Source organism: Rhodococcus sp. BUPNP1, assembly GCF_002215235.1.
Lineage (GTDB): Bacteria > Actinomycetota > Actinomycetes > Mycobacteriales > Mycobacteriaceae > Rhodococcus.
Genome location: NZ_NERM01000016.1, coordinates 1 through 26730 on the forward strand (window position 1 = coordinate 1; position 26730 = coordinate 26730).

General features: G+C 67.0%; 30 protein-coding genes. 17 read left to right on the top strand and 13 right to left on the bottom strand.

The genetic code is table 11. The features are described 5' to 3' along the window. Positions 1-307: 307 nt before the first annotated feature. Positions 308-1564, top strand: coding sequence for a VWA domain-containing protein (locus B9C99_RS16795; RefSeq protein WP_088898634.1), 1257 nt, complete (start codon positions 308-310; stop codon positions 1562-1564). Positions 1565-1574: 10 nt separating this feature from the next. Here B9C99_RS16795 and B9C99_RS16800 read toward each other — a convergent pair whose 3' ends face one another. Further along, positions 1575-2195: a class I SAM-dependent methyltransferase gene (locus tag B9C99_RS16800; protein WP_088898635.1), complete on the bottom strand. Its 621-nt coding sequence runs from the start codon at positions 2193-2195 to the stop codon at positions 1575-1577. 148 nt (positions 2196-2343) lie between these two features. Between B9C99_RS16800 and B9C99_RS16805 the strand changes: the two genes are divergently transcribed. Continuing rightward, positions 2344-2820 (top strand): hypothetical protein, encoded by a 477-nt coding sequence (locus tag B9C99_RS16805; protein WP_088898636.1) that lies wholly within the window; start codon positions 2344-2346, stop codon positions 2818-2820. Positions 2821-2822: 2 nt separating this feature from the next. Beyond that, positions 2823-3020: a helix-turn-helix transcriptional regulator gene (locus B9C99_RS16810; RefSeq protein ID WP_088898637.1), complete on the top strand. Its 198-nt coding sequence runs from the start codon at positions 2823-2825 to the stop codon at positions 3018-3020. 51 nt (positions 3021-3071) lie between these two features. On the opposite strand, the gene B9C99_RS16815 is transcribed toward B9C99_RS16810, so the two are convergent. The 3 genes from B9C99_RS16815 to B9C99_RS16825 all read right to left on the bottom strand — a co-directional run bounded on the left by B9C99_RS16815 (position 3072) and on the right by B9C99_RS16825 (position 5491). Beyond that, the gene (locus B9C99_RS16815; protein ID WP_088898638.1) at positions 3072-3911 is read right to left on the bottom strand and encodes a mycofactocin-coupled SDR family oxidoreductase; all 840 of its coding nucleotides are present in this window, start codon (positions 3909-3911) and stop codon (positions 3072-3074) included. Positions 3912-3972: 61 nt separating this feature from the next. Then, positions 3973-5256 (bottom strand): cytochrome P450, encoded by a 1284-nt coding sequence (locus B9C99_RS16820; protein WP_088898639.1) that lies wholly within the window; start codon positions 5254-5256, stop codon positions 3973-3975. Between the two features lie 4 nt (positions 5257-5260). Further along, complete coding sequence (locus tag B9C99_RS16825) at positions 5261-5491, bottom strand: ferredoxin (protein ID WP_088898640.1); 231 nt, start codon at positions 5489-5491, stop codon at positions 5261-5263. 138 nt (positions 5492-5629) lie between these two features. On the opposite strand from B9C99_RS16825, the gene B9C99_RS16830 reads away from it, so the two are divergent. Continuing rightward, positions 5630-6235, top strand: a complete 606-nt coding sequence (locus tag B9C99_RS16830) for a TetR family transcriptional regulator (RefSeq protein WP_088898641.1) — start codon at positions 5630-5632, stop codon at positions 6233-6235. Positions 6236-6355: 120 nt separating this feature from the next. After that, entirely contained in the window at positions 6356-7468 is a 1113-nt protein-coding gene (locus tag B9C99_RS16835) for an alpha/beta hydrolase (protein ID WP_088898642.1), read from the top strand. Positions 7469-7503: 35 nt separating this feature from the next. Here the strand turns inward: B9C99_RS16835 and B9C99_RS16840 are convergent, their stop codons facing one another. Further along, entirely contained in the window at positions 7504-8064 is a 561-nt protein-coding gene (locus tag B9C99_RS16840; RefSeq protein WP_088898643.1) for a TetR/AcrR family transcriptional regulator, read from the bottom strand. A gap of 161 nt (positions 8065-8225) precedes the next feature. Beyond that, positions 8226-8840 (bottom strand): dihydrofolate reductase family protein, encoded by a 615-nt coding sequence (locus tag B9C99_RS16845; protein WP_088898644.1) that lies wholly within the window; start codon positions 8838-8840, stop codon positions 8226-8228. A 131-nt stretch (positions 8841-8971) separates the two neighbouring features. Here B9C99_RS16845 and B9C99_RS16850 point away from each other — a divergent pair, with 131 nt between their 5' ends. Beyond that, positions 8972-9388 carry a VOC family protein gene (locus B9C99_RS16850; protein ID WP_085470078.1) on the top strand — a complete coding sequence of 139 codons (417 nt, stop codon included), beginning with the start codon at positions 8972-8974 and terminating at the stop codon, positions 9386-9388. Here the strand turns inward: B9C99_RS16850 and B9C99_RS16855 are convergent. The 3 genes from B9C99_RS16855 to B9C99_RS16865 all read right to left on the bottom strand — a co-directional run bounded on the left by B9C99_RS16855 (position 9370) and on the right by B9C99_RS16865 (position 12730). Continuing rightward, complete coding sequence (locus tag B9C99_RS16855; RefSeq protein ID WP_088898645.1) at positions 9370-10833, bottom strand: amino acid permease; 1464 nt, start codon at positions 10831-10833, stop codon at positions 9370-9372. The genes B9C99_RS16850 and B9C99_RS16855 overlap by 19 nt on opposite strands. Then, on the bottom strand, positions 10826-12079 hold the full coding sequence (locus tag B9C99_RS16860; protein WP_006554690.1) for a Glu/Leu/Phe/Val dehydrogenase dimerization domain-containing protein: 1254 nt from the start codon (positions 12077-12079) through the stop codon (positions 10826-10828). The genes B9C99_RS16855 and B9C99_RS16860 overlap by 8 nt, the downstream gene beginning before the upstream one ends. Before the next feature lie 141 nt (positions 12080-12220). Beyond that, on the bottom strand, positions 12221-12730 hold the full coding sequence (locus tag B9C99_RS16865; RefSeq protein WP_016692536.1) for an Lrp/AsnC family transcriptional regulator: 510 nt from the start codon (positions 12728-12730) through the stop codon (positions 12221-12223). Positions 12731-12916: 186 nt separating this feature from the next. On the opposite strand from B9C99_RS16865, the gene hppD reads away from it, so the two are divergent. Then, a complete protein-coding gene (gene hppD / locus B9C99_RS16870; protein WP_016692535.1) occupies positions 12917-14122 on the top strand; it encodes a 4-hydroxyphenylpyruvate dioxygenase in 1206 nt (401 codons plus the stop codon). Positions 14123-14130: 8 nt separating this feature from the next. Here the strand turns inward: hppD and B9C99_RS16875 are convergent, their stop codons facing one another. Then, positions 14131-14571: an SRPBCC family protein gene (locus B9C99_RS16875; protein WP_059382785.1), complete on the bottom strand. Its 441-nt coding sequence runs from the start codon at positions 14569-14571 to the stop codon at positions 14131-14133. A gap of 150 nt (positions 14572-14721) precedes the next feature. On the opposite strand from B9C99_RS16875, the gene B9C99_RS16880 reads away from it, so the two are divergent. The 5 genes from B9C99_RS16880 (at position 14722) to B9C99_RS16900 (ending at position 19603) form a co-directional block, all read left to right on the top strand. Beyond that, positions 14722-15849 (top strand): NDMA-dependent alcohol dehydrogenase, encoded by a 1128-nt coding sequence (locus B9C99_RS16880; RefSeq protein ID WP_006554686.1) that lies wholly within the window; start codon positions 14722-14724, stop codon positions 15847-15849. 66 nt (positions 15850-15915) lie between these two features. After that, positions 15916-16542, top strand: a complete 627-nt coding sequence (locus B9C99_RS16885) for a TetR/AcrR family transcriptional regulator (protein ID WP_088898646.1) — start codon at positions 15916-15918, stop codon at positions 16540-16542. A gap of 93 nt (positions 16543-16635) precedes the next feature. Continuing rightward, positions 16636-17847 carry an acyl-CoA dehydrogenase family protein gene (locus B9C99_RS16890; RefSeq protein WP_088898706.1) on the top strand — a complete coding sequence of 404 codons (1212 nt, stop codon included), beginning with the start codon at positions 16636-16638 and terminating at the stop codon, positions 17845-17847. Further along, positions 17844-18872 carry a phosphotransferase family protein gene (locus B9C99_RS16895; RefSeq protein WP_088898647.1) on the top strand — a complete coding sequence of 343 codons (1029 nt, stop codon included), beginning with the start codon at positions 17844-17846 and terminating at the stop codon, positions 18870-18872. The genes B9C99_RS16890 and B9C99_RS16895 overlap by 4 nt, the downstream gene beginning before the upstream one ends. After that, positions 18869-19603: an SDR family oxidoreductase gene (locus B9C99_RS16900; protein ID WP_088898648.1), complete on the top strand. Its 735-nt coding sequence runs from the start codon at positions 18869-18871 to the stop codon at positions 19601-19603. The genes B9C99_RS16895 and B9C99_RS16900 overlap by 4 nt, the downstream gene beginning before the upstream one ends. Positions 19604-19607: 4 nt before the next feature. On the opposite strand, the gene B9C99_RS16905 is transcribed toward B9C99_RS16900, so the two are convergent. After that, positions 19608-20987 (bottom strand): cytochrome P450, encoded by a 1380-nt coding sequence (locus B9C99_RS16905; protein WP_088898649.1) that lies wholly within the window; start codon positions 20985-20987, stop codon positions 19608-19610. A gap of 95 nt (positions 20988-21082) precedes the next feature. Between B9C99_RS16905 and B9C99_RS16910 the strand changes: the two genes are divergently transcribed. Then, positions 21083-21703, top strand: a complete 621-nt coding sequence (locus B9C99_RS16910) for a TetR/AcrR family transcriptional regulator (RefSeq protein WP_016692527.1) — start codon at positions 21083-21085, stop codon at positions 21701-21703. 42 nt (positions 21704-21745) lie between these two features. On the opposite strand, the gene B9C99_RS16915 is transcribed toward B9C99_RS16910, so the two are convergent. After that, positions 21746-22468 (bottom strand): ribulose 1,5-bisphosphate carboxylase large subunit, encoded by a 723-nt coding sequence (locus tag B9C99_RS16915; RefSeq protein WP_088898650.1) that lies wholly within the window; start codon positions 22466-22468, stop codon positions 21746-21748. A gap of 108 nt (positions 22469-22576) precedes the next feature. On the opposite strand from B9C99_RS16915, the gene B9C99_RS16920 reads away from it, so the two are divergent. Genes B9C99_RS16920 through B9C99_RS16935 form a run of 4 tightly spaced genes read left to right on the top strand, consistent with a single transcriptional unit; the run spans position 22577 to position 25086 of the window. Then, positions 22577-23107: a methylated-DNA--[protein]-cysteine S-methyltransferase gene (locus B9C99_RS16920; RefSeq protein ID WP_088898651.1), complete on the top strand. Its 531-nt coding sequence runs from the start codon at positions 22577-22579 to the stop codon at positions 23105-23107. Next, a complete protein-coding gene (locus tag B9C99_RS16925) occupies positions 23094-23609 on the top strand; it encodes an RNA polymerase sigma factor (protein ID WP_172414983.1) in 516 nt (171 codons plus the stop codon). Before B9C99_RS16920 ends, B9C99_RS16925 begins: the two co-directional genes overlap by 14 nt. After that, positions 23597-24193 (top strand): methylated-DNA--[protein]-cysteine S-methyltransferase, encoded by a 597-nt coding sequence (locus tag B9C99_RS16930; RefSeq protein WP_016692523.1) that lies wholly within the window; start codon positions 23597-23599, stop codon positions 24191-24193. The genes B9C99_RS16925 and B9C99_RS16930 overlap by 13 nt, the downstream gene beginning before the upstream one ends. Next, a complete protein-coding gene (locus tag B9C99_RS16935; protein WP_088898653.1) occupies positions 24190-25086 on the top strand; it encodes an AlkA N-terminal domain-containing protein in 897 nt (298 codons plus the stop codon). Before B9C99_RS16930 ends, B9C99_RS16935 begins: the two co-directional genes overlap by 4 nt. Here the strand turns inward: B9C99_RS16935 and B9C99_RS16940 are convergent. Continuing rightward, positions 25059-26729: a bifunctional 3'-5' exonuclease/DNA polymerase gene (locus tag B9C99_RS16940; RefSeq protein WP_088898654.1), complete on the bottom strand. Its 1671-nt coding sequence runs from the start codon at positions 26727-26729 to the stop codon at positions 25059-25061. The two genes, B9C99_RS16935 and B9C99_RS16940, sit on opposite strands and share 28 nt — an antisense overlap. Position 26730: the final 1 nt, after the last annotated feature.

Below are 26730 nucleotides of genomic sequence, written 5' to 3' on the forward strand. Positions count from 1 at the left end.
CAGTGGCGTCAGAAGAGCCGTGAGCCAGACCCGCCCACCAGACCCATCCTGCGTCCACCGAGCCGAGACCGTCACGCCCATCAAGGAGTCAGACCAACCGGTCCACGAGATCCATAGTGAAGAGCCAGACCAGGTCGAGTTGCTTCAGCAACGTGCGCGTGGCGAGGCAATGCTGTTCGACTGCATACCCGACATGTTCCCTCAGGTGCGCAAACGTCACTGCCGAGTGGTGAACGCTCTTCTGTGTACGGATATCGGCCGATAGGGTGCGGACGTCACGACATCCGATCCCTTTCCGAGGAAACCCATGACCGAACTTGCGCGCGGTGAGAACACTACGATCGCAACCGGAGCCGTCACGGTCTCGGTGGCAGGAGCCCGTCAGGGAACCGTCGACCTGATGGTTTTCCAGCTCGGCGCCGACTCGCGCGTTCGGAACGACGCCGATTTCGTATTCTTCAACCAGCCGTCCTCGCCGGAGGGCGCGGTTCGCCTGGTGGCGGCGGACAAGCTCTCGATCGACCTCACGTCGGTGCCGGCAGCTGTCGAGCGGTTGTCGATCGCGGTCGCACTCGACGACAGCGTTGCCGGAAGCCTTGCGACGGTGACCGGTCTGGGGGTGGAGATCGCGCATTTGGCCGGCACGGTCTCGGCGCGGGCGTTGGATCTGACGACGGAACGCGCCGCGGTGCTGCTCGAGATCTATCGCCGGAACGACTCCTGGAAGGTCCGCAACGTCTCCGCGGGCTGGGATGCCGGCCTGTCCGCGCTGGTGCGTGAGCACGGCGTGCAGGTCGACGACGAGCCTGTCGCGCCGGTCGCCGACCCGCAGGGTGTGCGCACCGTGGCGGGGGAGGAGAAGCTCTCCCTCGAGAAGCGGCAGAAGCTCGACATGCGTAAGCGTGAGGTCGCGAAGGTGCTGCTCGACAAGGGCGCTCCGGGGGTGCGGGCTCGTGTCGTGCTCGTCATCGACAAGACCGGCAGCATGAACCGGGAGTACTCGAGCAAGCGCATCCACGAGGTCGTCGAACGCATGGTGCCGATCGCGGTGCAGGTCGACGACGACGGAAAGCTCGAACCGTATCTGTATGCGAAGTCGTTCGCGCGGCTGCCCGACATCGTCGTCCACGAGGTCGACGTGTGGTCGTCCACCTACCTGCATCTCAACGGAACGCACGGCGGCATCGACTACGGGCGGATCGGGGGCGTCAACGACGAACTGCCGGTGATGAACGAGATCATCGACTCGCTCGTGCCGGGAGCGGCGATGCCGACGTTGGTGCTGTTCTTCACCGATGGTGGTTTCACGCAGAAGCAGAAGATCGCCGACCTGATGAAGAGCGCGTCGGCGCTGCCGGCGTTCTGGCAGTTCGTCGGGCTGGGCAAGGCCAATTACGGTGTGCTCGAACGGCTCGACACGATGTCGGGTCGCCGCGTCGACAATGCCGGCTTCTTCAGCGTCGACGACATCTCGAAGGTGACCGACGCCGAACTGTATCGGCGCCTGCTCAGCGAATTCCCCGACTGGTTGAAGGCGGCGAAGAACGCGGGGATCGTCGGCTGAACAACGTCGCCTACCGGGCGGCCTCGGCGACTCCGAGCGACAGTGCGCCGAAGAACTTCGGGGTCTTCTCCTCGTAGAAGGTGTCGAGTTCGCGGATGTCGAACCCGGCACCGCGGATGAGGTCGGCGATCCGCCGTGTCAGATGGCAGCCACCCGCGACGCGCTTCTGGATCGGTTCGAGTCGGTGCTGCCACCGCCGGACGTTCTCGTCGGGGGCGAGTCCGTGTTCGACGAAGTGCAGGGTGCCGCCCGGTGCGAGGACGCGACGTACCTCGCGCAGGGCCGCGTCGGCATCGGGGATGGTGCACAGGGTCCACGTCGACAGTGCACTGTCGAAGGTGTTGTCCTCGAATGGAAGTGATTGTCCGTCCAGGCCGGACCGCTCGATGTGCACGGGGGAGTCCTCGATACGCGAGCGGGCGAGGTTCCATCCGAGATCGGCGGGTTCGACGGCACTGACCGATTCGACGGCGGTGGGGTAGTAGGGAACGTTGAGACCCGACCCGAACCCGAGCTCGACGACGCGGCCGCTCAGGCCGGCGCACACTCGTTTCCGGTTCGCTTCGGTGAACGACGGTGCACAGGCGATGTTCACCAGTCGCGGTACGACGTGATCGTTGTAGAGGCCCATGGCAGTCCCTTCGCCTCGTGGCGTGTCGATCTGCTCGATCCATCATGACACCTGCCCAGCCGAACGGAACCCCTTGTTTCCGCTGTGCCGAGAGCGCTGTTAAGTTACCTTTACATGCAAAGCGTGCTTTACGGCGAAAGGGGCGGTGATGGACAGCGGGGATGCCGGATCGGCGGTGGCGCGGAGCAAGTGGGGCAAGGTGCGGGTGCGGTCGCGGTGGATCGGCGCGGTACCGCCGGCGATCGTCCTCGGAATCCTGGCCACAGCCGTCCTGGGAGCGGTGACGGTTGCCCTGGGGTTGGTATCCGACTATCCCGTGGCCGCCGGTGTAGCGGTCGCGCTGGCGACCGCGCCCTCGCTGTCGGCCCTGTCGTGGGTGCTTCTCGTGGATCGGTCGACCCTCGAAGGCGCCACGGACCGGCCGGAGGATTCGGTCGAGGCGTCCTGGTACGAGAAAGCCGCCTCGGGTGCTTTCACCGACATCCTTCTCGTCACGGGGCTGGGATGCACCGCTCTGGCATTCGCTCCGATCGAGGTCGAGGGTCTGCACGCGCTGATGGCGGTCATTCTCGTGGCGTTCGCGTCGTTCGGTGTGCGCTACGCCGTGCAGCGTCAGAAAGGCTGAGGGTGCGCAACTCGCTCGCGGCCCTGCGCGCGGAGAACGGATGGTCGCAGCAGAGGCTCGCCGACGAGCTCGGTGTCTCGCGACAGACGATCATCTCGATCGAGAAGGGACGATTCGACCCGTCCCTTCCGTTGGCGTTCCGCGTCGCGCGCCTGTTCGGGCGTCGCATCGAGGACATCTTCGTACCCGACGAGGAATAACGGAGTGGCCGAGCGGATTCCCCGACAGAACTCGCTCGGCCACTTGCCCGATCACTTGAGCGTACTACCGGCGTCAACAGTGAGCGTGAGACCGGTGACGTAACGGGACTCGTCGGACGCCAGGAACAGAACGGCATTACTGATGTCTTCCGGTTCCACCCATCCCACCGGCAGGACGTGCATGAACTGCGTGGCCGCCTTCATGTCCTCCGGGCCCGGGTTCTCGAGGTCGGGGCGGAACATCTTCATGGCACCCTCGTTCATGAACATCGGCGTGTTCACGTTGGTGGGGTGCACGGTGTTGACCCGGATGGAGTGTTGCCCCAGTTCGACGGCGAACGTGCGCATCATGCCGACGATCCCGTGCTTCGCGGAGATGTACGGGCCCATGGTGGGATAGGCCTTCAATCCTCCGACCGAGCTTGTCAGAACGATCGATCCGCCGTTCCCACCCGCAATGATGTGCGGCACTCCGGCTTTGATCGACTTCCACACACCTGACAGGTTGATGTCGAGCATCTCCTGCCAATCGAACTCGTCGGTCTCGTGCAGCATCGCCCCACCGGTGCCGATTCCGGCGTTGGCGACGATGATATCGAGACGGCCCAGTTGTTCGACGCCGTTGTCGACGGCGGCCTTCACGGCGTCGAAGTCGCGGACGTCGGCCTCGGCCGTGACGATCCGCCGGTTCAGACTCTTGACGGCTTCGACCGTTTCGGCCATGTCTTCCGGGGTGGACGGTTCGATCTGCGCGTTCTCCCGGATCGGGCCGCAGATGTCGAGTGCGATGATGTCGGCACCTTCCTGTGCCAACCGGATCGCGTGACTGCGGCCCTGTCCGCGTGCGGCTCCGGTGATGAACGCGACCTTGCCTTCGACTCTTCCTGCCATTGAACACCTCTCACTTCGTGCACCGTCCGGTCGGGCGATGCAGAGCCATGGGATTGCCGGGTTACTGCGTGCTGCGGGTGAACTCGATGTGCAGATCGACGAGCCCGCGCAGAAGGAAGGTGGGTTCGTAGGCGAACATACGGTCGTCCTCCGGGCCGTGTGCCTGCTCGCTGAGGCGGATGTCCTCCATCCGATCGAGCAGGCGGTTGAGGGTGACGTGCCCTTCGATGCGTGCGAGCGGGGCGCCGGCGCAGGTGTGCAGGCCGCGACCGAATGCGATGTGATCGTGCGAGTTCTTCCGATCGAGCCGGAACTCGTTCGGGTCCTCGAACTTACGCGGATCACGGTTCGCGGCAGCGAGACTCAGCATCACGACCGTCCCGGCCGGCACCTCGACGTCGCCGATGGTCGTGGTCTTGCGAGCGAGTCGGAAGTCCACCTTCGTGGGACTGTCGAAGCGCAGCGATTCCTCCATGAACGGTTTGATGAGACTGCGGTCCTCGCGCAGGATCTTCTGGTACTCGGGGCGTTCGCAGAGCACCCGCAGCGACGAACTGAGGAGTTTCGTCACCGTCTCCTGGCCGGCTGCGAACAGGAACGTCGCAGGTCGGACGACCTCGAGCAATTCCGGTATCGAGCCGTCCGGATAGGTCGCTGCGGCCAGACCGCTGAGGATGTCGTTACGGGGTTCGTGACGACGGTCGGCGAGATACTTCTCGAAACGTCCGTCGAGGAATTCGAGGGGGTTGATCCCGACGGGTTCGTGATCGAGTGCGCCGACCCGCGTGCCGGGCCGTTCACCGGCGCCGAGTACCCACCGGAACTCCTCGCGATCCTCTTCCGGCACACCGAGCAGGTCGGTGATCGCCATGGTGGCGAAGGGTTTTGCGTAATCGCCGAGGAACTCGCATCGGCCCTCACCGATGAATTCGTCGATGACGTCGTCGGCCAGTCCCCAGAGGTACTCCTCGTTCTCCTTCAGTCGTTTCGGGGTGAGGAGTCGTCCGAGCAGCGACCGGGCGCGCGTGTGGTCGGGTGGGTCCATCGTCACCATGTGTTCGAAGATCGGAAACTGGTGACGGTGGGCCTCGATCTGTTCGGTGATGTCGTCACCTTCGGGTTCGAAGGGTAACGGCGGGAACGGACCTCCGATCGAGTTGACCGCCGACAGCGCCTCGCTGTTCTTGAATCCTTCGACCACTTCCTGGTAGCCGGTGACCACCACGACGCCGTAGTGAGGTTCCCGGTACACCGGGTTGCGGCTGCGCATGTGGTCGAAGTACTCGAACGGACTCTGTGCGATCTCTCCGTCGGTGAAGTAGTCGGAGGATGCGAGATCGGTCATCGGCTCACGGACCTTTCGGGGAAGAAGGGAGGTTCTCGACGATGCCGATGGCCTGACGAGGGCAAGCGCTGGCAGCGGAATAGGCCTTGGGCCAGAGTTTTTCCGGAGGGTTCTCGTCGCAGGTCGCGATGTCGTCGTCGGGAAGATCGAAGATCTCGGGTGCGATCTCGATGCACAACGCGTGTGCTTCGCACAGGTCTCGATCGATGTACAGGCGCTTCGGTGATCCCGTCATCGGCGCTCCAGGAGGGGGATGTGGGCTCGAACGGTGGCGGTGCGGCCGGGTTGGGTGGCCACCACCGGGGTAGGGTGTAACCGTGTTACCTGGGTCACGATAACGCGGTTACCGCTTGACGGCAAGGATGTTTTCGGAATGAGTGGTACCGCTATCCCGAACGAAGCGGACGAGGCGCGATCACGCCTGCTCGAGACCGTGATCGAACTCCTGGAGGAAGGCGGCTACGACGCCGTCCAGCTGCGCGAGGTCGCGCGCCGGACGCGCATGTCGCTGTCCACCGTCTACAAACGGTTCGCGACACGCGAGGAACTGATTCTCGCCGCCATCGAGCACTGGATGAAGGAGAACCACGCCGGCCTCGTCGAGCAGCCGCGCGCGCCGGGCGAGCGCCTGCATCCGGCGATGATGCGCGTCATCCGCGCCATCTTCGAACCGTGGGAGAAGAACCCCGCGATGCTCCTCGCCTACTTCAGGGTGAGAACGGCACCCGGTTGGGAAGGGCTGCACATGCGAGGCTTCGACGAGGTGATTCCCGTCGGCATGGCCGTTCTGGAAGATGTCGACCCGGTCTTCGTCGAGGAGTCGATGTCGATCCTGTCGAGTGTCGTCTTCGGGCTCGTCGGCCGCTGCCTCGAAGGACAGATCGAACTCGCCGAGATCCTGCCGACGATCGATCGCGCGGTGTACTGGCTGACCACGGGGTACGAGGCCACGCAACGCGAGCGCGGTCAGGGCGCCTGACTGCGGACCCGTATCCCTGCCGTCTTCTTGACTGGCATCCAAGACGCCCTTACCGTAATCGTGACGCTTTCTTGAATGGCGTCCAAGAAATGTGGTGGAGAAGCGGGGAGGGCACAAGTCATGGAAATCGGTGGGTCTGCCGACCGGCGCGAGGCTGCAGCGGTGCAGCGGCGCGAGGTCTCGTTCGTCTCCGGCCAGGACGAGTGCGCCGCATGGCTGTACACCACACCCGACCTGACTGGTCCGCGCCCGATGGTGATCATGGGGCACGGGCTCGGAGCGGTGCGGGAGATGCGTCTGGATGCCTACGCGGAACGGTTCGCCGCCGCGGGGTGGTCGGTGTTGGTGTTCGACTACCGTCACCTCGGGGCCAGCGGCGGAGAGCCGCGTCAGATCCTCGACATCGGCCGGCAACGCGCCGACTGGCATGCCGCTCTGGCCTTCGTGCGCACACTCCCGGAGGTCGATGTCAACCGGATCGCCTTGTGGGGAAGTTCGTTCGGCGGAGGTCATGTCCTTCAGGTCGCCTCCGAGGACGCCCGTGTCGCGGCGGTCGTGGCGCAGTGTCCCTTCACCGACGGTCCGGCGTCGTTGCGCGCGCGGATACGGACCGGCCCGCTGAGCGTGGTGGCACTGACAGTGGCTGGCATTCTCGACACGGTCGGGTCGTGGTTCGGTGCGAAGCCGATCCTGTTGCCGATGGCGGGGGCGTCCTGGATGCCCGCGTTCGTGGCCTCACCCGACGCCCTCGCCGGCGCTTCCGCACTCCTGCCCGCGGGGACCCGGCTCTCGCGGCGCACCAGCACGGTGTTGAAACGGCTTCCGTCGGTGCGGGCTCAGCTGTCGAAGAACATCGAGCCGACGGAGATCGACGGTAGGGAAGAACCCGAGACCGGGGTCGGCCGCGACAGCATCTGGGGTGTACTGCGCGGTCCGAACGGCGAATTCGAGGCTGCCAACGCCCTCGCTGCCCGGCTGGCGCTGCGTCTTCCGCTCGATCGACCCGGTCGCGCGCTGGCTCGTTTCAGCACTCCGACGTTGCTGTGTGTCTGCGACAACGACGCGGCCGCGCCCGCGAAGACCACGAAGCGTCACGCACAGGGCCTGGCACACGTGCAGGTTCAGAGCTACGTGTGCGACCACTTCGACATCTACGTCGGTGAACACTTCGAAAACGCCGTGTGTGACCAACTCTCTTTCCTTGAAAGGCAATTCGACCCCACCGCACAGTAGGTCGCTCCGAGTTCGTGGACGCGCAGATCAGGCGCTCAGCCGGTGGCTGCGGCACGACTGCGAGCGCCGTTGAGCAACGTCTCGATCACCGCGCGCCGCTGAGCCTGATCCGTCGGGTGCATCAGCAAGCCCTCGACCACGAAAACGCCGATCGCTACCAGCGGATCGACTTCGTCAGCGGGCACACCGAGCTCGATCAGCTCTGCCCGGAACAACCCTTCGGCCAGCGTGTGGAACTGCTCGTGCCATTGCTGAACGGACGCGGACTTCTCGGCGCGTGTGTGCACCGTACTCACCAACCGCCCCAGCTGTTCCAATTCTTCGACCAACCACAAGAGTCGATCGGCCAGCCCCGAGCCCAGCATCTTGCTGTAGGAGGCCATCGAGTCGGCCAGAACCGCATCCAGGACCGCGATCAATATCGAGTCCTTGTCCTGGAAATACCAGTACAGCGTGTTCGATACGACTCCGGCGTCACGGGCGATCCGCGTCATCGATGCCGCGTCGTATCCTTCCTCGACGAACAACCGTCGGGCGGCTACCACGATCTCGGCGCGTTTCTCTTCCCGATCCTGCGGACGTCTGTTGCGAGGCATCTCCAGTCCTGACCTAGTTCCCGCCCCGATGCTATCTTGGCCGGCCCCCAAGAGCGGGTTCCGGCCGACCGTTTCGGAACGAGGTCCGCAGCCGTCTCGAACAGATGATGCGGCAGGCGAGTTCGAGCAGCCCCTCGGTACAGATCGGCTCGTACTTCGGGTCACTCGACTTCGGCGAGTCCGTACTCGGGTCGTCCGGCCGGCCGGTACACGGTGATGAGGATGCCGGACGAGGTGGTGCGCGATTCGACGAGATCGAACTTCGTGTCGCGACCGCCGACGGGGAACAGACGCCGCCCCTGGCCGAGGACGACGGGGAAGGTGAGGAGCCGGTACTCGTCGACCAGATCGTGGTCGTAGAGGGTGTGGACGAGCCGGCTGCTGCCGTGCACCTGCAGTTCGCGTCCGGGCTGCTTCTTCAACTCGGCCACGGCGGCGGCCACGTCGCCGTCGAGGACGGTGGTGTTCTGCCACTTCGGGTCGGTGAGCGTCGTGGAGGCGACATATTTCGGGAGGGTGTTGAGTGCCCGGGCGACCGGATCGTCGGGATTGGTAGAGTTCGGCCACGAGGCAGCGAAGATCTCGTAGGTGTTCCGACCCAGCAGGAACGCATCGACCTGCGAGAACACCTCGTCGACGAACTTGCCGGTGTCCTCGTCGAACAACGGCACTACCCAGCCGCCGCGGTCGAAGCCGTCGCTGCGGTCCTCGTCGGGACCGCCCGGCCCCTGGGTCACGCCGTCGGCCGATACGAAGGTCGTCACCGTGAGCTTCATCGTCGTCCCCTTTCGAAGGTCGTCGACGAATACCGACCCGGGGAGCGCGGAGAACTCATCGCTTGCATCCCCCGAGTGCGGAAGGTATCTCTGGACGCAGCGTCGCGTGTCGATGACGGACTGCGTCAGGCATGGAGGCGCGGGACCGCAAGGAGTTCTCCTTGAGTATTGCGTTCAACCACACCATCGTCGCGGCCGACGACAAGCAGCATTCGGCCTACTTCCTCACCACCCTGTTCGGGCTGCCCGACCCCGTGCCCGCCGGGCACTTCCTCGCCGTCGAACTCGCGAACGGCGTCACTCTCGATTTCGCCGAACCGCCACCGGATGTGGAGTATCCGCCGCAGCACTACGCATTCCTCGTGTCGGAGGAGGAGTTCGACGAGATCTATGCCCGGATCCTCGAGCAGAAGATCGAACACTGGGCCGATCCCCGGCAGTCGGCGCACGGCATCAACAGAAACGACGGGGGTCGAGGAACCTACTTCCTCGACCCCGCCGGTCACTTCATGGAGATAATCACGCGTCCTTACGGTTGGCGCTCCTGAACCGTCTCGACGCGAGCCGTCTCGGCCGCAGCGCGTCGCCGTGCCAGCACCGTGCAGGTACCGGCGATCGCTGCGGTCAACGCGCCGGTCGCGAGCAGCTGCGTGCGGGCGGCGGCGTCGAACAGGGCGAGCACCGCGATGCCGGCGAGCAGACCGAGCGTCGCGTACGACAGGTACGGGAAGCCCCACATCTTCAGCGGCAGTGCATCCTCGGTGCCGTTGCGGCGTGCGCGACGACGGAGCACGAGGTGCGAGACCGCGACGAACGTCCACAACACCAGGATCGTGGAGCCGACGGCGTTGAGCAGCAGCGGCAGCACCCGGTCGGGGTAGAGATAGTTCAGTCCGACCGTGACGAAGCCGAACGCCACCGAGGCGAGCACCGCATTGCGGGGAACGCCGTTGGACGACAGTCGCCCGAAGACGGGGTGCGCCGATCCGCGGTGCGACAGCGAGAAGATCATCCGGGAAGCGCTGAACAGCATCGCGTTGAGCGACGAGAGCAGTGCGACCACGACGATCACGGTCATCACCGCGGCAGCGCCCGGGACGGCCCCGGCCTGCAGCACGGCGACGAACGGACCGGTCGCGAGATCCTCGGAGGTCCACGGCAGGATCGTCACCATCACGAGCACCGACCCGATGTAGAACACGAGGATGCGCCACACCAGGGTGCGCACCGCGCGGCCCACGTTGCGCCGGGGATCGGCGGTCTCCGCGGCGGCGATCGCGATGATCTCGGTGCCACCGAACGCGAAGACCACGATGAGCAGGCCGGCGGCGATACCGGCGATGCCGGTGGGAGCGAACCCGCCGTGCGCCGTGAGGTTGGAGAAGCCGGTCGTCTCGAAGGTGGGCATCCACCCGGCGATCATCGCGACACCGATCACCAGGAAGCCGAGGATCGCGGCGATCTTGATTGCGGCGAACCAGAATTCGACCTCACCGAAGCGGCGCACACCGACGAGGTTCACGCCCGTCAGCACGACCATGTAGAACAGCGCGGACGCCCACTGGGGGATGCCGGGCAGTGCCACCGCGGTGATCGCGGCGGCGCCGGTGGCCTCCGCAGCGATCACGATGATCACCTGCACCCAGTACAGCCAACCGATGGTCCGTCCTGCGACAGGACCCAGCGCGTTCTCGGTGTGCTCGGAGAACGCACCGCTGGCGGGATTGGCCGCGGCCATCTCGCCCATCATGCGCATCACGAACACGACGAGAACGGCCGCCACCAGGAACGAGATCAGGATCGCCGGGCCGGCGACGGCGATACCCGCCCCCGACCCGACGAACAGGCCGGCCCCGATGGCGCCACCGAGACTCATCATGACGAGCTGGCGGGGCCGCATGGCACGATGCAGGCCGGCGGTGCTCTGGGCGCCGGTCGTCGTCCCGGCCGTGCTCTGGGCGCTGGTCGTCGCCGTGGCCAGGGTGTCAGTCATCAATGCGCTCCCCGGCCGGGACCAGCTGGTCCAGTGCGATCTCGAAGGCGGTCGCGGCGAGCCCGGTGAGCTCGGTCGACCGGTCGTGGCAGCGGCGCAGTGCCGTCTCGATGGTGGTGGACACATCGCCGAAGATGGCGGCGTCAGAGACCTCCACGTCGCCCTCCATGAGCTGGGCGAAAGCCCGGGCCATACCGCAGTTGGCGATGAAGTCGGGGATCACGGCGACGGACTTGTCGGCGTGCTCGTAGGTGGGGCCGTAGAAGATCTCGTCGTCGGCGAACGGAACGTTGGCGCCGGAAGCGATCGACTCGAGTCCCGCGGCGACCATGCGGTCGACCTGCTCGCGGGTGACGAGGCGGCTCGCGGCGCAGGGGAGGAAGATCTCGGCTCCGAGATCCCAGATGCGGTCGTTCACCTCGTCGAAGGGGATCATGCGGTCGCTGCGCAGGGCGTTGCCGTCGCGCTCGAGCAGCAGGGTACGGACCTCGTCGAAGGAGAGACCCTCGGGTGCGAGGATGCCGCCGTCGCGGTCGATGATGCCCACGATCGAGGCGCCGGCCTGAGCGAGATAGTAGGCAGCAGCGGCGCCGACGTTGCCCCAGCCCTGCACCACGACGCGTTTGCCGGCGAGGTCGGTGCCCCGATAGACGAGCTGGTGGTGACGGACCGACTCGGCGACGCCGTAACCGGTGATCAGATCGGCGACAGTGTATTTCGTGCTGGTGGCAGGGGTGAACCGCGCGTCCTCGACAACCTTCGCGACGCCGAGTCGCAGCTGGCCCACCCGCTGGATGCGCTGGCGCTCGTCCTTGCCGAAGTGTCCGTTGACGACACCTTCCTGCGGGTGCCACAAGCCGTTGGACTCGGTGAGGGGAACGACCTCGTTCATCTCGTCGACGTTGAGGTCGCCGCCGGTGCCGTAGTAGGCACGCAGCAGGGGAGTGACGGCCGCGAACCAGCGGCGCAGCACGCCTTCCTTGCGGGGGTCGGACGGATCGAAATCGATGCCGGACTTGGCACCGCCGATCGCAGGTCCGGAGACGGTGAACTTGATCTCCATGGTCTTCGCCAGCGACTCGACCTCGCGCCGGTCGAGGCCGCGGCGCATGCGGGTGCCGCCGCCGGCCGCGCCGCCCCGCAGCGAGTTGATGACGACCCAGCCCCGGGCGGTGGTCTCGGTGTCGTGCCACTCGAAGACGATCTCGGGGGCTTTTTCTTCGAATCGCGTCAGCAGGTTCTTCATGGCGAAAGACTGTGACGGCAGTAACAAATGCTGCGCAACTGTGCTTCATCGAACTGTGCAGCGTGCGGAGGGTCCGGATGCCCGGAGCGCTTTTTTCTGTGCAATCCGGCTAGTCGGAGACGGATTGTGGACGTGATCGGTTCAGCGGCGGTAGGCCGGTGCCTTCGCGGATCGTTCCGGCTCGAGGGTGCGGAGCAGCGGCATCGCCCGGTAGTGCACCACTTCCGACAGCACCATCACGCTTGTCGACCGCGCGACGATCGAGGAGCGGTTCAGCTCGATGAGGGTCTGCTGGAGACCGAGATGGGATTCGGCCCCGATCCGGCACAGGACGTCGCCCGCGCCGGTGGTGGCGAACGCCTCGAGCACACCGGGGATGCGTTCGAGGACCTCGGTGACGTCTTCGAGCGCGCCCTGCACGATCTCCATCGTCACGAACGCCTGCACGTCGAAACCTGCTGCGGCGAGGTTGATCCGGGGTTCGTAGCCGGCGATCACCCCGGTGTCCTCGAGGCGTCGCAGGCGGGCCGAGACGGTGGCGCGCGCGACCTTCAACCGACGGGACAGCTCGAGCGCGCCGATCTTCGGGTCGGCGTGCAGGGCCTCGAGGAGAGCGAAATCCAATTCGTCCAGCTGCACGGGCTCGCGCATCGCGGTTCCTTCCCATCGAGCGCCGAAAACTAGCCCGATTGTATAGGTGAGCGTGCGGATTCCGGCGGATTCCAGTCAGTCGGACCAGTTCCCGAAGGCGACGTTGCGTCGCACCGACAGGTGGGTTTCTCCTGGTGACACACGACACAACGACTGTGCCGCAGTGAGCGGCAGGAGGTTGCAGCGATGACTCTGGAATACACCCTGACCGACAGCGAACGACTCGCTCAGCTCGACGCCGAGGAGCTCCGGCGCCTGGTCGGTCTCGTGGAGTACGACAGCGAACGGGACCCCTTCCCCGTCAGCGGCTGGGACGCCGTGGTGTGGGTGGTCGGAAACGCCACGCAGACGGCGCACTACTACCAGTCCGCCTACGGCATGGAACTCATCGCCTATTCCGGACCCACCACCGGCAACCGCGACCACCACGCCTACGTACTGCGCAGCGGCGCCGTGCGATTCGTGATCAAGGGTGCGGTGGATCCGGACAGCCCGCTGATCGAGCACCACCGCCTCCACGGTGACGGCGTGGTCGACATCGCCCTGCAGGTCCCGGATGTCGACAAGTGCATCGAGCACGCCCGGAAGCAGGGGGCGACCGTCCTCGAGGAGCCCTACGAGATCAGCGACGAGAACGGTGTCGTCCGCATCGGCGCCATCGCGACCTACGGCGACACGCGGCACACGCTCGTCGACCGGTCGCGCTACAACGGTCCGTACCTGCCCGGCTACGTCGAGCGCACCTCGACCTACCGCAAGCGCGAGGGTGCGCCCAAGCGCATCTTCCAGGCGCTCGACCATGTCGTCGGCAACGTCGAACTCGGACGCATGGACGAGTGGGTCGACTTCTACAACCGCGTCATGGGTTTCACGAACATGGCGGAGTTCATCGGCGACGACATCGCGACCGACTACTCGGCGCTCATGAGCAAGGTGGTGTGCAACGGCAACCACCGCGTGAAGTTCCCGCTCAACGAGCCCGCCATCGCGAAGAAGCGTTCGCAGATCGACGAGTACCTCGACTTCTACCGCGGACCGGGCGCACAGCATCTCGCCCTGGCGACCAACGACATCCTCACCGCGGTCGACCGGTTGCGCGAGGAGGGCGTCGAGTTCCTCGCGACTCCCGATGCGTACTACGACGATCCGGAGCTGCGCGCCCGTATCGGTGAGGTCCGGGTGCCGATCGAGGAACTGAAGAAGCGGGGCATCCTGGTCGACCGCGACGAGGACGGCTACCTGCTGCAGATCTTCACCAAGCCCGTCGGCGACCGCCCGACCGTGTTCTTCGAGCTGATCGAGCGCCACGGCTCGCTCGGCTTCGGCAAGGGCAACTTCAAGGCGCTGTTCGAGGCGATCGAGCGGGAGCAGGCCGCGCGCGGCAACTTCTGAGTCCGGTCCTAGACGAGCTGGCCGAGCCGCGTGCGCAACGCGTGCTCGGTCTGCCGGATCGCCGTTCCCACAATCGGTTCGATGAGCATGCCGAGTGTGCGGCCGGCGATCCCACCGGGCAGCCGGTAACCGAAGTCGACGTCGAGCCGCGTCGCGTCGCCGAGGTCCGTGAAGGTCCACGACGACGCGGCGCGGAATCCGGCGATCGAGTCGAGGACGATCACGCGATTGCGTTCCCATTCGACGACTTCCACGCGCGAATCGAGATCCTTGGGGCCGATGCGCATGGTCGAGTCGTAGACGGCACCGAGGCCGGAGACCTGCTCGCCCACGGGTTGGAAGCGGGCCACCCCGAACATCCAGTCGGGGACGTTCCGGTAGTCGTCGACGTAGGAGAACGCGAGGTCGACGGGGATGTCTGCGACGGCGCTGTGGCGGACGTGAATCATGGCTGAAGCCCTTCACGAGAAGTTGTCTGTTACCGAATGTAGCGGGTAAATGGCCGCTGCGGAAGAGTTTCGAACCCGTTGCTCTAACGTCCGATAAGTGTTTGAATGCCGTGACGCACGTCACACACACTTTCGGCTCAGGAGGCTCGGGTGAAGACGAAGGCAGCAGTCGTCAAGGGAATCAACCAGCCGTGGGAGATCGAGGAGATCGATCTCGGCGATCCCGTCGCAGGTGAGGTGCAGATCCGCCTCGCGGCCTCGGGTCTGTGCCATTCCGACGAGCATCTGCGCTCGGGGGCGACACCGCTTCCGTCCTTCCCGGTCCTCGGTGGTCACGAGGGCGCGGGCGTGGTCACCAAGGTGGGCCCGGGAGTGCGGGGTCTCGAGGAGGGCGACCACGTCGTCCTCGCGTTCATCCCCGCCTGCGGCCGCTGTCGGGCCTGCGCCAAGGGCATGCAGAACATCTGCGACGAGGGCGCCGGCCTGCTCACAGGCCAGGCGATCTCCGACAAGACCTACCGCGCGACGCTGAACGGCGACCCGGTGCTGCAGATGTGCCTGCTCGGCACGTTCGCGCCGTACGTCACGGTCAACGAGGCGTCGGTCATCAAGATCGAGAAGGACATCCCGCTCGAGAAGGCGGCCCTGCTCGGGTGCGGTGTCGCGACCGGCTGGGGTTCGGCCACCGAGATCGGCGGCACCAAGCTCGGCGACACCGTGGTCGTCATCGGTGTCGGCGGTGTCGGCATCAACTCCGTCCAGGGCGCAGCACACGCCGGGGCGCGGTTCGTCGTCGCGATCGACCCGGTCGAGTTCAAGCGGCAGAAGGCCAAGGAATTCGGCGCGACGCATGTCTTCGCATCGATCGAGGAGGCCGCACCGGTGATCGGCGAGATCACCTGGGGTCAGATGGCCAACGTCACCGTCATCACGGTCGGTGAGATCACCGGCGACATCATCGGCCCCGCACTCGGTCTCACCGCGAAGGGTGGCCAGGTCGTGGTCGTCGGCATGGGCCACGCCACCGACTCGCAGGTGACGATGAGCCTGTTCGAACTGACGCTGCTGCAGAAGCGCCTGCAGGGGGCCATCTTCGGTGGCACCGGCCCGCGATCGCAGATCCCGAAGCTGCTCGAGCTGTACCGGAACGGGCAGCTCGATCTCGACAACCTCGTCACCAAGACCTACAAGCTCGAGGACATCAACGAGGGCTACGCCGACATGCACGCCGGCAAGAACCTCCGCGGCCTCGTCCTCTACGGCGAGGACGATTACTGATCCTGCGAGCGGCTCTCGATCCTGCGAGCGCCGACGTCGCCGGAACCGTCCCTTACGGTGTTGAGCATGGACACGCGTGAGGATTCGGTTTCCGGCGACGTCGGCTCTTGGCGGGACTACGGCCCGACCGACCTGCCCAAGCCGCTCGCCGCTGCGCTCGAGGCGTTCGCCGAACGCGGCTACGACGGCACGTCCATCCGCGAGGTCGCGTCGCGGTCCGGCCTGTCGGTGCCGGGGCTGTACCACCACTACCCATCGAAGCAGGCGCTGCTCGTCTCGCTCACGACCACCGTGCTGCACGACCTGCTCGCGCGCAGCCGGCAGGCGATCGATGAAGCCGGACCCACCCCCTCCGAGAAGTTCGACGCCGTCGTCGAGTCACTGCTGCGCTTCCACATGTTCCGCCGCGACCAGGCGTTCGTGGCGTCGACCGAGATGCGCAGCATGGAACCCGAGGCCCGCCGCGCGTTCGTTGCCCTGCGGGACGAGCAGCAGCGCATGATCGACGAGATCGTCGAGGCCGGTGTCGCCGACGGCACCTTCTCCACCCCCTACCCACAGGACGCCAGTCGCGCCGTGACGACGATGTGCGTCGCGGTGGCGAGCTGGTACCGACCGGACGGCTCGCTGTCGCCCGACGAGATCGTGCACCGCTACCTGCAGGTCGCGCGGAGCGCGGTCGGAGCGAAGTAGCCGAGCGCGCCTTCCGGGCTTGACCCGGTGGCGGGGATATGCCACCGTGAACTCGACCGAGCGATCGATCGGTCGGTACGGAAGGAGCTCAGCATGGCGGTCGACCTGTCCTACTCGGACCACGTCCGGGACCTCATCGCGCGGACCGAACAGTTCATCCGCGACGAGGTGCTTCCCGTCGAGGACGCCCACGGTGGCGACATCACCGCGGCCGGTGGCGACGCGATCCGGGCGGATCTGCAGAAGGCCGCCAAGGTTGCCGGTGTCTTCGCCCCGCACGCACCCGTCGAATACGGCGGCCACGGCCTGAACATGTCCGACCGCGCCCCGGTCTTCGAGGCCGCGGGCTACTCGCTCTTCGGTCCCACCGCGCTCAACATCGCCGCCCCCGACGAGGGCAACGTGCACATGCTCGCGCACATCGCCAGCGACGAGCAGAAGCAGCAGTTCCTCGCGCCCCTCGCCGCCGGCGACGTGCGCTCGGCCTTCGCGATGACCGAGCCCGCCCCCGGCGCCGGCGCCGATCCCAACGCGCTGAATACACGCGCCGAGAAGGTCTCCGGTGGCTGGAAGATCAACGGCCGCAAGCACTTCATCACCGGCGCCGACGGTGCCGGATTCTTCATCATCATGGCCCGCACCTCGGGCGAGCCCGGCCAGCGCGGCGGCGCGACCATGTTCCTCGCCCCCGCCGACACCGCGGGCCTGAAGGTCGGCCGCCATATCAACACCCTCGACCGCTCCATGATCGGCGGTCACTGCGAGGTCGACTTCGAGGACCTGTTCGTCCCCGACTCCGCCGTGCTCGGCGAGGTCGACCAGGGCTTCGCCTACGCGCAGGTGCGCCTCGGCCCTGCCCGCATGACGCACGTGATGCGCTGGCTCGGTGCCGCCCGCCGCGGTCACGACACCGCCGTCCGCTACGTCGCGGAACGTGAAGGATTCGGCTCCCGCCTCGGCGATCTCGGCATGATCCAGAAGATGATCGCCGACAACGAGATCGACATCGCCGCGACCCGTGCGCTGCTCGTGCAGGCGTGCTGGGAACTCGACCAGGGTTCGCACGCCTCGAACGCCACGTCGATCGCCAAGACCTTCGCCGCCGAAGCGATCTTCCGCATCGTCGACCGCTCCGCTCAGATGTGCGGCGGTCTCGGTGTCTCCGAAGACCTTCCGATCGCACGCCTCACCCGCGAGGTCCGGCCGTTCCGCGTGTACGACGGCCCGTCCGAGGTGCACCGCTGGGCCATCGCCAAGCGTGCCGTCGGCGCCGTCCGCAAGGCGGCCCGCGAGGCCGCGAAATGACCGCCGTGCACGAGGGACTCGACCTCGCCGTTCTCGAGCGTTTCCTCGCCGACTCCGGTGTGACCGTCCACGGTGAACTCCGGGCGGAGCTCATCTCGGGCGGCAAGTCCAACCTCACCTACGGGCTGCGCGACGACAGGTCCCACTGGGTGCTGCGTCGCCCTCCGACCACGGGTCTGACGCCGTCGGCGCACGACGTCGCCCGCGAGTTCCGCATCACGTCGGCACTGAAGGGCACCGGTGTGCCGGTCGCGCCCACCGTCGTCCAGTGCGAGGACGACTCGGTGATGGGCGCGCCGTTCACCGTCGTCGAGTTCGTCGACGGACGTGTGGTGCGCAGCAAAGCCGACCTCGACGCGCTCGGCGACGACGAGATCGACCGCTGCGTCGGTGAACTCGTGCGCATCATCGCCGAACTGCACAACGTCGACTTCGAGGCCGTCGGTCTCGGGGGACTGGGCCGGCCGGACGGCTACGTGACCCGGCAGGTGAAGCTGTGGGCGAGCCAGTGGGGCCGGGTCAAGACCCGCGAACTGCCGGATCTCGAACGACTGCACGCCGCGCTCGCCGAGTCGATCCCGGAGTCGCCCGCCCCGTCGATCGTCCACGGCGACTACCGCATCGACAACACCATCCTGGACCCGACCGACCCGGCACGCGTCGTCGCCGTGGTGGACTGGGAACTGTCCACCCTCGGCGACCCGCTCACCGATCTCGCCATGATGTGCGTGTACCGGCATCCGGCGCTCGACGACATCCTGGGCTTCCCGGCGGCATGGTCGAGCGACCGCCTGCCGGCGGCGGACGATCTGGTGCAGCGCTACGCCACGGCGTCGGGTCGCGACATCGCCAACTGGAACTTCTACATGGGTCTGGCCTACCTCAAGCTCGCCGTCATCGCCGAGGGCATCAACCATCGGTGGCGTGCCGGAGCGACCGTCGGCGACGGTTTCGACCGTGCCGGTGAAGCCGTGCCGGATCTGGTGGCAGCAGGACTCGCAGCACTGAAGGGAGCACACGCGTGACCAGCGCGCTCGTGACCGGAGCCTCGAGAGGAATCGGCCTCGGTATCGCAACCCGCCTCGCCGAACGCGGCTACGCGCTGACGATCAGCGCTCGCGGCGCGGACCGCCTCGAGAGCGTCGCCGAGCGTCTGCGGGAGGCGGGTGCCAAGGAGGTACGTGCCGTCGCAGCCGATCTCGCCGATCCGGAAGCCACCGCCCGCGTCGTGGAGACGCATCGCGAGGCGTTCGGTTCGATGAAGGCGCTGATCCTCAATGCCGGTGTCGGCACGGCAGGCCCGATCGCCGAGTTCCCGGCCCGGCGGTTCGACAAGACGGTCGCTGTGAACCTCAATGCTCCGTTCGCGCTCATCCAGGCGTCGCTGCCGTTGCTGCGCGCCGAGGCGGAGAGCGATCCGGCCCGCGGATCGAAGATCGTTGCGCTCTCGTCGATCACGGGTGTCTACGCCGAGGCCGGTCTCGCCGCCTACGGTGCGACGAAGGCCGCGTTGATCTCGCTGGTGGAGACGCTCAACGCCGAGGAGTCCGGTAACGGCATCTCGGCGTCGGCGCTCGCACCCGCCTACGTCGACACCGACATGTCCGACTGGATCAAGGACAAGATCCCGGCCGAGTCCATGATCGAGGTGAACGACGTCGTCGAGATCGTCGACGCGCTGCTCAAGCTGTCGTCGCGGGCCGTGGTGCCCAAGCTCGTGCTCAGCCGCGCGGGCGCAGGTCTCTACACCGCCTGATGCTCTACACGGCCTGACGTTCGGAGTCGGTCGACCGCAGTCGCAGGTCGACCAGCTGCCCGTCGGACGGGAACGGCAACGACGTGAAGTCGAGCGGGGCGACGTAGCCGGGGTCGACGTGCCAGTCGAAGCGCAGCAGCAGTTGGTGGACGATCGCTTTGACCTCGACCCCGGCGAAGTGCATGCCGAGGCACTTGTGGACGCCCCCACCGAACGGCTCCCACGCGTAGCGGTGGACCTTGTCCTCGCGTCGATGCTCCGCGAAGCGTTCGGGGTCGAAACGTTCGGGCTCCGGCCAGTACTCCGGCATGTGGTGCGTGAAGTGCGGTGCCACGGAGGCATACGTACCGGCCGGCACGAAGTGTCCCCGGACCTCGGTGTCGCGCACGGCCCGTCGCGCCAGGACCGGGACCGGGGAGACCAGCCGGAGGCATTCCTTCATCACCAGATCGAGGCTGCCGAGCGCGTCGAGATCGGCGTGACTCGGTGCGGCGGTGCCCAGCGCGAGCGACTCGGCCCGGCACCGGTCCTGCCACTGCGGGTGTTGCCCGAGATACTGCATCATCGTGGAGATCGTGATGGTCGACGTGTCGTGCGCGGCCATCAGCAGGAAGATCATGTGATCGACGATCTCGTCGTCGCTGAACCGTTGTCCCGCTTTGGATTCGATGTGACACAGCACCGAGAAGAGGTCGTCCGTCTCGCGCGAGCGTCGTGCCGGGAGATAGTGCCGGAAGAAATCCTCGAGCACCCGGCGCCCGTCGAGTCCGCGCTTCCATCTGGTGCCGGGGACGGGATACCGGACGATCGAGGTCGCGGCCTGCACGCAGTCGATGAATGCCTTCTTCACCGCTTCGATCTCGGCCGGTGTGGAGTCCTCGGCGCCGCCCATGAAGATGTCGGTGGCGAGATCGAGCGTGAGTGTCTTCAGTGCCGTGTAGGCGCGGAATCCGTCGGTGGGAACCCACTTGTCGAGTTTCTCGGCGATCGACGGGTTCATGGCGTCGACGGTCTTCTCGAGGCGTGATCGGGTGAACGCCTGCTGCATGATGCGGCGGTGCCGGTGATGTTCCTCCGAGTCGAGGAGCATGAGGCCGCCGTGGAAGAACGGCCCGATCAGTGCCGACCAACCGTCGCCGTTGGCGAAGGCCCGGTCCTTGTTCTGCAGCACCTCCTGGCAGGCGTCGGGTCCGAGGACCGAGATCCAGCGTCGACCGGCCGCCGAGAAGCAGGAGACCTCGCCGTAGCGGTCCCAGTGCTTCTGCATCATCGCGAGGGGATCGCGGATGTATTCGAGGACGTGCCCGATACCGGGTATTCCCGATCGTCCCGGGACCGGGCGCAGCTGGGAGTGGGCGGGGGGAGCCGCCAGGATCCGGGTCACGACGAACCTCCAGTTCTGCGGACATCTGACAGGAGACCCTGTCAGATTGGGGTGTAGTCTGCGTCACATCGATCGCGTCTGTCAAGATCGGTCCCATGACTTCCCCCGCGCCCCGCCGCTACGCCGGTCTGAGCGGCGAACAGCGTGTCGCGCTGCGGCGCGAAGCCCTGCTCGAAGCAGGACTGGAACTGTTCGCGGCCTCGGGGAAGAGCGGCGCCACCATGACCGCCATCTGCGCACACGCCAAGCTGACGGAGCGGTACTTCTACGAGAGTTTCACCAGCAGGGACGATCTGCTGCAGCAGGTCCTCGACAAGATCGCCGACGAGGTGCGCGAGGCCGTGCTCGCCGTCCTCCGCGCCGGCACGGGCACACTCGAAGACCTCGTGCGGAACGCCATCGCGTCGTTCGTCGCGATCCTCACCGACGACCCGCGCAAGGGCCGGGTCTCGCTCATCGAGTCCGCCGGCTTCGAACCCCTGCGCACCCACAGACGAGCGTCGCTACGGAGTTTCGCCCAGATGGTCGCCGACGAAGCGACCCGCATGTACGGCGACCGGGCGTGGCCGCCCGAGCGGGGTGAGATCAACGGACTGCTGTTCGTCGGGGGTCTGGCCGAACTGGTCACCGCGTGGTTGAACGACGAGATCACCATCTCGCCCGACGAGATCGTCGACGCGGCGACGCACCAGTTCCTCTCGACGGCCCACCGGTAGAGCCTTCCGGGGGTCTGTCAGTCGTCGCCGACCGCGGTGCGGTCAGTCATCACCTTGGATCTCCTTCTCCTCGCCGCGTCGGCGCAGGAAGTTGAAGCCGGGCACGCCCACGATGGCCTGTCGGACGTCCTTCGCGACGAGGAGCAGTTCGTGGATCTCGGGGGAGACGGTGTCGAGCGTCGCCATGATGGGCAGGACCGAGTCGACCCGCTCGGTGATCTCGGGGAGCCGGTCGATGAGCTTGATCGCCGCGCGCAGTTCTTCCGGTGAGAACTCCTCGACGAACTGGGTGGCCAGGGGAGCGGCCCGGTCGGCGAGGGGCTTGTAGGTCTCGAGCAGTTCCCCGGCGGCGTCGGAGCTGCGGCCCGCGGATTCGACGACGACCCGCGCGTCCGCCGCGACCGCCGTCGCGTCGCGCACGACCCCGCCCGTCGAGTCGATGATCTCCGTGGCGCGCGTGACCGCGTCGGCGGCTTCCTCCACCACGCCGATGGTCGAGGCGATCACCTGCGTGGCCTGCGCGACGGCGACCGATGCTCCCTCGACGATGTCGGTGGCGTCGGTGACCACGCTGTCGATGCGGCGGATCAGCGATTCGACCGAGTCGATGAGCGATTCGGCCTCGCCGAGCAGGCTTTCCACCCGCGCCGGGATCGACAGCGCGAACTCGGCGGTCTCGCGGGTGCGTCCGAGCACGGTCCGGGTGACGTCGACGATGGAACCGGCGACCGAGAGTCCGAGCGCGGGCACAGGCAGCGAGATCATGTCGTCATAGTGCAGTACGTCCGATCGTCGTGATCACGGACCTCACATTTTCGGCGTCCCGTTCGTCTACCCGGTACAGAGCACACACCGGATGGAAGGATCGAGGCCGTGACCGCATTGCGCACCCACACCGTCATCGACACACCGATCGGCGAGCTGACGTTGGTGAACACCGACGGCGTCCTGAGCGGCGTGTACATGGCCGAGCATCACCCCGCGCCCGACCGCACCGGTTTCGGCGAGCAGGTCACCGAGGGGTTCGACGAGGCGATCACCCAGTTCGACGAGTACTTCGCGGGTCGCCGTACCCGGTTCACCGTCCCCATCGCTCCCGTCGGGACCCCGTTCCAACGCGAGGTGTGGGAGGCGCTGACGACGATCGAGTACGGCACCACGCGCACCTACTCGGAGATCGCTCTCGCCCTCGGCCGACCCACTGCGGTACGGGCGGTCGCTGCGGCCAATGCCCGCAACCCGCTCTGCATCATCGTGCCGTGCCATCGCGTCATCGGTAGCAGCGGCAAGCTCACCGGTTACGCCGGTGGTCTCGAGCGCAAACGCTTCCTGCTCGACCAGGAGGCACGGGTGCTGAGTTCCGCCGAGCCCGATGTCGCCGGCGATACCCATGTCCCTGCCTGATCACCTACCGCGGGCGAGCCTGCCTCCTTTCGAGGAGGTGGTCACCCGCCACGGCGCGACGGTCCTCCGGGTCTGCCGCGCACTGCTCGGACCGGTCGACGCCGACGACGCCTGGTCCGAGACCTTCCTCGCGGCGTTGCGCGCCTATCCCGATCTGCCTCCGGGCAGCAACGTCGAAGCGTGGCTCGTGACCATCGCGCACCGCAAGGCCGTCGACATCCACCGGGTGCGCGGGCGGACGCCGGTCCCCACTGAGAACCTCCCCGAACCCGCGTCGGCCACGGGAAACCCCGGTGAGGGCGACGACGAACTGTGGAGCGCGGTCGCCGAGCTTCCCTTCACGCAGCGCGCGGCGCTGGTCTACCACTACGTCGGGGGCTTGCCCTACGCGGAGATCGGCACGATCCTCGGCAACAGTCCGGCCGCGGCACGTCGCGCAGCGGCCGACGGTCGGGCTGCGTTGCGTCGTCGGATCGAACACGGAACAGGATGTCGCTCATGAACTTTCCACAACCCTCGGTCGGATCGGCCGATCTCGCGTGGTTGCGGGAGAAGCTCGTACTCGACGCCGAAGCGGCCGGGTTGCTCGATGTCGCGTTCCGCGTCGTCGACACCCCCGTCGGTCCGCTCCTGCTGGCCACCACCACCGTCGGACTCGTGCGGGTCGCCTACGTCGCCGACGGATCCGACGCCGTGCTCGACGAACTCTCCCGCCGGATCAGCCCGCGCGTGCTCGACGCGCCGCGTCGGCTCGACCCGGTGGTCCGGCAGCTCGACGAGTACTTCGCCGGTACGAGGACACATTTCGACGTTCCGCTCGATCTGCGTCTCGCCGACGGGTTCCGCCGTGAGGTGATCACGCGCCTGCCCGAGATCGAATACGGGCGCACGGCGAGCTATGCCGAGATCGCGGCCGCGGCCGGGAGTCCGCGGGCGGTGCGGGCTGTCGGTACGGCGTGCGCGAAGAACCCGCTGCCTGTGGTGGTGCCGTGCCATCGGGTGGTGCGCAGCGACGGCAGCATGGGGCAGTACGTCGGGGGAGTCGAGGCGAAGAGAGCGCTGCTGCAACTCGAGTCGGTGGCATGATCACCACCCTCCGGATCCCGGTGGCCGAACCCGTTGCGGTGGGGCCGATGCTCGCGTCGCTGCGAAGCCACACCGTCCCCGGCTACGAACACCATGACAGCGCCACCGGCACTCATCACCGCGCGATCCGCATGACCGGCGGAGTCGCGCACGTCGCTGTCCGCTTCGACGACCCGGCGACACCCGACGGCGGGAGAGGCGGGGACGTGCGACATCTCGAGGTTCACGTCGAGACCGCAGGTCGTGCGGATGTCGAGGAGATCGAAGAGAGGGTCCGGAAGTGGCTCGATCTCGGCGTCGACCCGTCCGTCGTGGATGCGGCATTCGAGCCCGATCCCGTGCTCGGGCCTCTTGTGCAGACCCACCCCGGTCTGCGCGTGCTCGGCACCACCGACTGGTTCGCCACCGCCGTGTCGACAGTGCTCGGGCAGCAGGTGAGCGTCGCTGCGGCATGCACATTCGCAGGACGACTCGTCGCAGCCTTCGGCGACGGTGCACCCGGTGGGTTGCGATGCTTCCCTACGCCGCACCGACTCGCGACGGTCGAGCAGAGCGAGCTGCGTGCCGTCATCGGCACGACGCAGTCGCGCGCCCGCACCGTCGCCGAACTGGCCCGGGTCGCAGCCGACGGGGTGGCGCCGGAGCATCTGTCGTTCGCGGCAGACCTTCTCGCGCTTCGCGGGATCGGACCGTGGACCGTCGACTATCTCGCTCTACGACTCGGCGACCGCGACGCGTATCCGTCCGGCGACCTCGTTCTCCGACGAGCCCTGCAGGTGGAGAGTGCGCGCGAAGCCGCCGAGCGCGCCGAACAATGGCGGCCGTGGCGGGCCTACGCCGTCATGCATCTGTGGACACACGCCACCTACTCGCCGCCCGCATCCTCGGCGTAGACGCTGCGCACGGCGGTGTCCATCGGGAAACGAACCTGCGTGTCGCCGAACATCAGGCGCGTCGCCACCTCGACCGACGCCGTGATGTGCGACGACGCGAGTTCCGGGTTGCCGGTGTGCACCACCACCTCGTCGTGCTGGAAGAACACGAGATCGCCGGCCGTCGGGTCGGGATCGGTGGTCAGCCGCCGTCGCAGTTCCGCAAGCACGCACAGCGCCCACTCGGCCGCGGTGGCCTGCACGACGAAGTTCCGCGTGAACCGGCCCCGCGCATGCGCATCACCGTGGGAGTGGAAGCCTTCCGGAGCGGGTGGGCACGCACGGCCGAGCCACGAATGCACCACCTCGCCACGTTCACCCGCACGGGCGGCACGTTCGACGAAGTCGACGGCGGTCGGGAAGCTGCGACGCAGCACCGTCAGCAGGGCACGCGCGTCGCCCGACGTGGCGCCGTACAGAACACCGAGCACCGCGACCTTCGCCTTCGCGCGGTCGCCGCCGAAGGACGCCGCGGCGACCGGGGCGTACAGATCGTCCGAACCGGCAGCCGCGACCATGCGCCGATCGCCCGACATCGCCGCCAGGATGCGCGGTTCGAGCTGGCCCGCGTCGGCGACGACGAACGACCGGCCCGGATCGGCGATCACACTCGACCGCAGCGCCTTGGGGATCTGCAGAGCGCCACCGCCGCGACTCGCCCACCGGCCCGATACGACCGCGCCGGGAACATAGACCGGACGGAACCGGTCGTCGCGGACCCAGGTGTCGAGCCAGTGCCAGCCGTTCGTGCTGTACAACTTCGACAGCTCGCGGTGCCGCAGCAACAGAGGCACCGCGGGATGGTCGATCCGCTGCAGCACATGCTTGCGGGTCGACTCGACGGTGATGCCCTCGCGACGGAACGCCTCGAGCACCTCGCTGTGGGAGGCGGGATTCACGGGGCGGCCGAAGACCGCGCTGACCTCCTCGACCACTTCGGCGATACGGCTCGGCAGGTCGTAGCCGGTCGGGCGCGGCCCGAGGGTGTCCTCGAGGAGGCGACGATGCGCTTGCGCCGAGAACGGCAACCCGTCGAAACCCATCTCGGCCGCTGCGAGAGTGCCGGCCGATTCGGCGGCGGTGAGCAACTCGAGGCGGGCGTCGCCGGAGATGCGGCGACGTTGCTCGGCGAACTGCTCGACCACCGCCTCGACGTCGATCGCGGGAGCCGCATCGAAGAGGCCGGGCCGCTCGTCGACCGGCTCCTCCGCAGTGGGCGGGGGTAGGCCCTCGCGTACGGCAAGGATGGCGCCGGTGGTGGCGAGATCGTGGCATCGCTGCACCCGAACATCGGCGCGGAGCAGCTCGGGATAGACCGATGCCGTCGAGGTCCACACCCAGCGCGGTCGCGATTCGGCTTCGATCGCAGCGACTGCATCCGCGAATCCGGGGTACTCCCGCACCGAGCTGAGCGGCGCACCGAATGCGTCGACCTCGACGATGCTTGCACCGCGACGGCCCCGGCCGTCCGCAGGATGAGGAACGACGACCGTGCGCACCCATACAGTGTGCTCCATCACGGCGACAGACCCCGACGCGCGGTGACCCTCCGATTCACCCTCGAATTCACCCGTATCGAGAGCGATCCCCGCGAGAACCGCCACT